The following is a 6,547-nucleotide window of genomic DNA, read 5'->3' as shown; positions in this document are numbered from 1 at the left end:
CCAGGCGGCGACGGGCCCGGGAGGACACCGGGGAGCGACTACAGACTCCAGCGCGGCCCGCTCACATCCCCATACCGGCACTTCGGACAAGCCACTTCCCGGACCCGCCACCACCCACCCTACGACCACCCTCAGCACGGCCCCTTGACACAGAGGGGAGCCATGAGAGTAAGTCCTGAAAATCGCGGGTGCCCTCAAGGACGAGTGCCGGAGAACGGGGACAGTCCCGTCGGGCGCGTCGGATACTGGGTGAGGGAGCCGCCATGAGTGAGAACCTTCTGCCTACGGGCCAAGCATGCGACAACGTGTACTTCTTGTTCGTGGACGCGGCGGGTTACTCGAGCATCACCGGCCGCAACCCGCGGGACGTCACGACCCACGCCTTCGATCTGCTCCGGGAGCGGGTGCGGGAGCGGGTCACTGAGTTGGCCCGCACGCACCACTGCTCGACGGCGGCCCTGTGGTCATGGCGCGGTGACGGTGGCCTCTTCATATTCCACGACGAAGAGGAGAGCGTCGCCCGTAACGTGGCTCTGGAGACTGGAATCTCCGTGCTCGAGACCGACCTCGTGCGGCTGCGGGCCGAGCTCGAGGCCACTGAGCTGAGGGGCACCCTGCGTATCCGAGTCGCCATCCACAAGGGGCCGATTGGACTCTCAGACGGCATCGAGACCGGGAACATCCATTCTCCGGACATCAATTTCGCGGCTCACCTGGAGGAGGTCACCCCGCCCGACTACCTGGCGATCAGCGAGGACGTCTATCGCGTCTCAGGCCCATACGCAGACCATTTTCATGCCGTGGGTATGCACGAGGGTCGGCACGTCTATATGACCCGGTCGGCCGAGAGCCCAGCCAACAGTAGGCGAGCCTGGCTGTCCACGGCAGGCCTGGACGGTGGCGACCAAGTGTCGGCGTACGGCCAGCGTCCTAGTCAGTTGGAGAAGTCCAGACTGATTGAGGCGGCCGTCGACGATGTGGTCGACCTTGGCACCGCGCTTAACACCGCTGCCGGCTTCCTGACTACGACCGAGCGACCAGCCTTCTATCGCGATGCCGTCTTGGGTCTGCTCAGGCGGGGCGGCACCTACCGATGTGTCCTGCTCGACCCTGCGAGCCAAGCAACGGAGCTTTACTCCCGGCTCTGGCAGGAAGATTTAGGCCAGAAGATCAGACGTTCCATCGAGCGGTTCAGCGCGTTCAAGGAGCGGCATGGCGCAACCGCCGAGGGGCTAAGGGTTTACCAGACTGAGGACTTCCCGGGTATGGCGGCGTTGTGTGTTGATCTGGACTCCCCGACGGCGCTCATCCTCTATTCGCCCTACCTTCTCCATGTTAAACGCGGTGCCCCGCGTTTCGAACGGGCTGACATGCCGCACTACCTGGCCACTAGCGCGGCAGACGGTATCCTGGGCAAGATCGGCGCAGCGGTCGCTGGGGCCATGGGCGATCGGATGGATCGAGTACTCTAGCGGGCTAGAAGTTCGGCAGACCAGGTCTTACGTAACTGGTGCTTTCGAGGAAGTCGCGGAGGCAGACTGCCGCCGCTCCGGCGGCGGCGTATTTCCAATCATCCCGCTTGACTGGATCACCATGGTCGCTGACACCACGGAAGACGAGCCAGGGAAGATTGCGCGCAGCCTCGGCGAAACCGTATGATTCCTGGTCTGCGGCACAGATCGTCTCATCGAATCGACGTTGCAACTCGGCGAGATAGGCGCCATCGCGAAGGACTCGCTCACCAGCGGCGATCGTCACGTTCACGGACTCGACCGACGGCCGGAACTCCGCACGGTCGAGATTTGGGCGCTGATAGTCGGGCAGTGCTTCGACGAAGGCTCTTATCTTGTCCGAGAGGCCCCGTTCCTCCGGGTTGTAAACGCCGAATCCGAACAGGTACTCACGCGGCTCCGTGTGCTCAGGGCGCGGCCTCAGACCCTCGGCGGTCATCTTCTCCGGCTCGTAGTATAAAATCTTGCGCGGAACGGCCACGTCGCCGAGGTTTAGCTTGCCCTCAAGTCCGGCGGCGATGCCAACCAGAAAGATGATCTTCGGAAGATATTGCTCTCGGATCTCGGCCACCGGTCGATGCGCGTGCACGTTCAGTGGTTTGGCCGCCTGCGTGATGACAACTGATAGGGGAGGTTCGTTCGTCGATTCGTCCCGCACGACGCTCGCCCTATAGAAGGGCTGATCGATCGGGAGGCTGCGATCTTTTTGGGCGCCGAATGCGCGGACCGTGGCCTCTAGTTCTTCGCGGAGAATGGTCAATATCGCGACGTCGAACGGCTCTTCGACCTTCGGGCAATTTGCGAGTTCACGCCAGACCTCGGTACGGCGGCGCGCCCCGAGTGACTCGATGACAGATCGATCGAAGAACGCCCGCACCTCCGGATGCAGGTCGGCGGAGCGTTCGGCGTAGTCGGCAAGCAGGAGATTGCGCTTCAATGCGTGCTTGCCGAGCTCCATGATCGAGGATTCGGCCTGATCTTCGTCGAAATCTTCGTCGAAGCGTAGAAGATGGTACAAAAGCCCCAAGCAGGCATCCCGAAGCGGCTCGGCATTCGGTGGCAACTCCGGGCTTCGCATGAACACAGGACGATCGGGAACTGGGTTTGTCATGACGGGCCCTAGAGTCGCGGGAGCTTGTACAGCGGATAAGTATCAGGAATCGGCGATTTCACGAGCGAGAAGTCGATGACCGGGATAAATGCCCGGTGCGTCAAACCGAACTCACCGAACTCGTTCCTGCGGAGGAGTCGCAGCATCGCCCTGGCCGTTCGATAGGAGGTGACGAACTCGTCCAGCATCACGAACTCGCCAAAGTTCCGCTTCCCCAGATGCCGTAGATGTCGGTGCCAGTCTTCCTGGACCGTGTTCCGCAGGTCGTGCTCGAGTTGCGTGCTATTCAGTATGTCTCGTGGAATACGCACGGTGATCTGTTTGTTCTGCCGGAGTTCTCCGAGCCGCTCCACCAGCAGTTCGATGTGCGGTTCCTGCGGTGCCACGAACACCGCATTTGGCCCGATATTAAGCCAGTTTAGGAGTTCGCCGACCTTCCATGCCAGCCAAGAGCCGTGATCGTCGAAAATCTTTTCCATGTTCGGAATGAATGGAGACCAGTTTCGCCTTTTTGGACCGAATGTCTCCTCGGTGAAGTCAGTTCTGCGCAGGATGTCCCACATGTCGAACGCGCGGAGTCCGATCTGTGAGTCTTCCTTGGGTTCCGTGTGCGGCAGGCCGATCAAGCATTGCTCGCAATAGTCCCTAGGCATCTTGTGCCGGTTGAAACTGGTGCACAAGATTTCCAGATCGGGCAGATCGTCAGGGCGTGACCACGTCTGGTCGGTCGTCATCACGGTGAGTGCCCTGGAAACCAACCTGACGCCTTGGGTGCGCAGATCATCGACGATGGACCGGAAGGTTCGCCCGGTGTGGACCACGTTGAGAACGAGGGCGGCCGGACCTTCGATTGGTTTCGCCAGGAACGGCGGGCCATCCGCCGAGAGTTCTTCAATCGTGCAGTCCGCTGCCACCGCCGCTCCGGCCACCGCCGCATGAAACTTCGGCGATCCTTTGCCGTGGCTCAGTAAAGTGAGGCGCTCGCTGGGGATCAACGGCTTCACGTCGTCCTCAACCCAGTTGCGGACGAGGTCACCAATCTCGCGCTCGGCCGCCTCGATCTCATAGTAGAAGCGGGCACAATGCGGGTCAGCCCGCGAGCTAAAGTCATAGTGCCCCGGTTTGCGGATGATCCGTGATTTGAGTCGGCTCCGCAGGTCCCGGCGGGTCGGCCGGAGCAGGTTGCGGTAGTCGGGCCGCGAATCCTCTGGAATGCGCCGCGGCATCGAGTCCCCAGCGTCAGCCACGACTGTGAGTCGTGACTCACCTTCGTCGTCCTCTTCACTGTCGAGCCAGAACTGTGATGTCGGCGGAGGTATGAAGGGAAGCATGATCGCGATGCGGCGACGTTCGCCGTCCCTCAGCCACTGGGCTGCGACCTCGGCGATATGCCGAAGGAAGTTCTCACGGAACTGGTGATAGTGGTTGTCCGCGAGATCGAAGATGATCAAGGATAGCCGGCTCTTGGGCTCCACCGGAGGTCGCAGCAGCCTCCGGATGTCACCGGGCGTTTCGGTCATCTGCTCCGGAGTGAGGTAGATGCTGTCATGGGGCATCTCAACTTGTGGCTTGCGCTCGTCGAGAAGCCACTTCCCGAGGAAGTAGTAGGCATCGTGGCGATCTGGGGGGACCTTCTCGACGGATGCCCGGGGGGCACGGATGTAGTAGGGAAAGACATTGTAATCAGTCATCGCGGAGTGGCAGTCGGACGGTCACAATGGTGCCAGTAAGTGCTGGCAGATCGTCCCGAATCTCGACCAAGTATGGCTCTTCCTGATTCGGGCGCGAGAGGCTCAGCCGGGTGTGCATGCAGCGAAGCTCAACACTTCCGTGGAAATGATCGACGGCCGCCTTGTATAGAGCATAAAGGCCGTAGCCCCAGTCCATCCGGGCCGCTAGCGATGACTGCGGACTTCCCGGGCCCTCACCGACGGGCTTGGTCGTGATTCCCGGTAACAGGCTAGCCAGCAGGAGTTCCGCGTCGGACGCGCGGGGCTCCGGTGTCCAGTCCGAGTGATAGGTCTCGGCGCTCATCGATGGGCTAGGGGTCTGCATGGTGAAATAATCCACGCTGTCCGGGGGCCACACTCTTAGTTTTCCGCCCTGATCAAGGCAGAAGCGTAAGTTGTCGATGATCGACGTGCCGTCATCCCAGGCCGCAATAGTCAATGCGGGCGTCTCCAGTTCCGAAGACATTTCGCGAAGCTTAAGTTGCGAGGCGACGACGGCGATTGAAGGCGCCGGATGCTCCATGATATTCGACACCAGTTCCTGCACGATTACCCGCGAGACCTCAATAGCCTGACCGTGAAGGACGGATCTTAGCAACTGGACCATCGCATAGCCGCGCCAGTGGCCGGTCTCCTGTTCTAACATGCGCGTCAGGCTGTAGGCATCGTCGGGGCGATGCGCGGACAATCCGAAATGATGTTGCTCTTCGAGGAGAGCCAACACACTTGCCTGGGCACTTGTCGGCGTTATCGAGCTTATTGGCGCATCCACGGACCGAGCAGTGAAGTATCGAAGATCGCTTCGATCTACCATGAGCCGAAACGGCGTCCGCATCACTTTTTCGAGAGCGGCAGGAAAGCGGGCCTGACGGAGCAGGTGCCGCGCTTGCGGATCACTAGGAAGTCTTACTGAGATCTTCCGCCCGGCGTTACGCCAGCCCGCGACGAGGGCGAGCAGCTGTACTAGACCGACCGTGTCGAAGCTGGTCGCAGCACTGAGATCCAAATCGGCCGAGGTCTCTCGGTCCTCTCCGGCAGGGCTGAGGAGACCCGCCTCAATGCTCGCCACGTTCACGTGATCCACAAAACTTAACGACGCAGGCATGGTCCTCCCTGGAGGCGGTCCAGTAACGTACTGCCAGTTGTGAAAGTACCCTCTATGGGGCTGGAGCGCACGCGGTATTTAGTCATGAATCGCTGGTTGTGTGGCCGGTTATTGCCAGATACCGGATCGGCGGGCGAGGAGTGCTTCGGAGTGGGCTGGCAGAGACCTGTCGAGCGGCGCATCCCGTCCGGCGGCCCCAGCACATCGACGACAGGGAGGTAGGTTCGAGCCGGGCGAGCTCTCTGGATCGGCACCACCTGTCTCTACCTGAGCGCCTCGCCAACCCGGACCGCACAGCCGGCCCAAGTGTCAGGCGGTGCTCGGCATCTTCCTCAAGACCAAGGTGCGGACCCGTCTTGTGCTGTGAAGAATGATCGTTTCGCCCTCGGCCACCAAGTTGTGTTGTGCTTTCCCTGACATCGTGGAGACCGAACCTTGGAGAAGGTTAGGTCGTTGGATACCAAGAGACGCTCCTTCAACCCGGAGGCCCGAGCCGGAGCGGTGCGCATCGTGCAGAAGACCGGCTGGCCGGTCGCGCGGGTGGTGCGTGATGCGGGGATCAACGAGTACACGCTGCACAACTGGGGGCGTCCCATCGCGGGTTGTTGATCCATCTGCCCGAGAGATTTGGAACGTCCGGACATCGGCAGAAGAGGATGTTCCCTCACGGCATCCCGAGCGGCCATCACAAGCTTCCTGGCAGGCGGCAGGGTTCAGCCAGGTATACGGCGTTGGGCCATGCGAGGACGGCTCCGTCGCAGAGCCGCGCCGGCGCCCGTCGCGCGAAGAGCGGGCATACCACAGCGCGATCAATGCTGGCCCGCGCCACCACAACGAAGAGGGACAGCGCCCACGACTCGACCCTCATCGCCGTTGGCTTCTTCCGCGGCCTCGCCACGCGGGGCCTGAAGTCGTACGAATACAGGTGGCGAGCAGTCCGTGGTCGCGTCCGTACGAAGCCTCAGAGGGTTGTTTGTTAGGGATTGCTCGGTTTTGTGGTGAAGAGTCCGGGTTCGGGTTCAGTGGCGAGGTCTCGGCCGACGAGGCGCTTGAGTTTGGCGCGGACGCCTTCGACGATGTTCTTGCTGGT

Annotated in this window: 5 protein-coding genes; 2 read left to right on the top strand and 3 right to left on the bottom strand. The window is 61.4% G+C overall.

The genetic code is table 11. The features are described 5' to 3' along the window. The first annotated feature begins 263 nt into the window (after positions 1-263). Complete coding sequence (locus ACTWPP_RS44735) at positions 264-1,472, top strand: hypothetical protein (protein WP_443110574.1); 1,209 nt, start codon at positions 264-266, stop codon at positions 1,470-1,472. A gap of 4 nt (positions 1,473-1,476) precedes the next feature. On the opposite strand, the gene ACTWPP_RS44730 is transcribed toward ACTWPP_RS44735, so the two are convergent. The 3 genes from ACTWPP_RS44730 to ACTWPP_RS44720 are packed head-to-tail and all read right to left on the bottom strand — an operon-like array spanning position 1,477 to position 5,427. Beyond that, entirely contained in the window at positions 1,477-2,589 is a 1,113-nt protein-coding gene (locus tag ACTWPP_RS44730; protein ID WP_443110573.1) for a 5'-methylthioadenosine/S-adenosylhomocysteine nucleosidase family protein, read from the bottom strand. 41 nt (positions 2,590-2,630) lie between these two features. Then, positions 2,631-4,313, bottom strand: coding sequence for a hypothetical protein (locus ACTWPP_RS44725; RefSeq protein ID WP_443110572.1), 1,683 nt, complete (start codon positions 4,311-4,313; stop codon positions 2,631-2,633). Then, complete coding sequence (locus ACTWPP_RS44720; RefSeq protein WP_443110571.1) at positions 4,306-5,427, bottom strand: hypothetical protein; 1,122 nt, start codon at positions 5,425-5,427, stop codon at positions 4,306-4,308. Before ACTWPP_RS44720 ends, ACTWPP_RS44725 begins: the two co-directional genes overlap by 8 nt. Before the next feature lie 483 nt (positions 5,428-5,910). Between ACTWPP_RS44720 and ACTWPP_RS44715 the strand changes: the two genes are divergently transcribed. Next, complete coding sequence (locus ACTWPP_RS44715; protein ID WP_443110570.1) at positions 5,911-6,066, top strand: transposase; 156 nt, start codon at positions 5,911-5,913, stop codon at positions 6,064-6,066. Positions 6,067-6,547 lie beyond the last annotated feature (481 nt).

The sequence above is a fragment of the Actinomadura sp. 3N407 genome, assembly GCF_052245875.1.
GTDB lineage: Bacteria > Actinomycetota > Actinomycetes > Streptosporangiales > Streptosporangiaceae > Spirillospora.
This window is presented reverse-complemented; position numbering and strand designations above follow the sequence as displayed.

Excerpts from the sequence above, each read along its gene's own strand:
- ACTWPP_RS44735 (WP_443110574.1), top strand. The coding sequence starts at position 264 with ATGAGTGAGAACCTTCTGCCTACGGGCCAAGCATGCGACAACGTGTAC.
- ACTWPP_RS44730 (WP_443110573.1), bottom strand. The coding sequence starts at position 2,589 with ATGCGAAGCCCGGAGTTGCCACCGAATGCCGAGCCGCTTCGGGATGCC.
- ACTWPP_RS44725 (WP_443110572.1), bottom strand. The coding sequence starts at position 4,313 with ATGACTGATTACAATGTCTTTCCCTACTACATCCGTGCCCCCCGGGCA.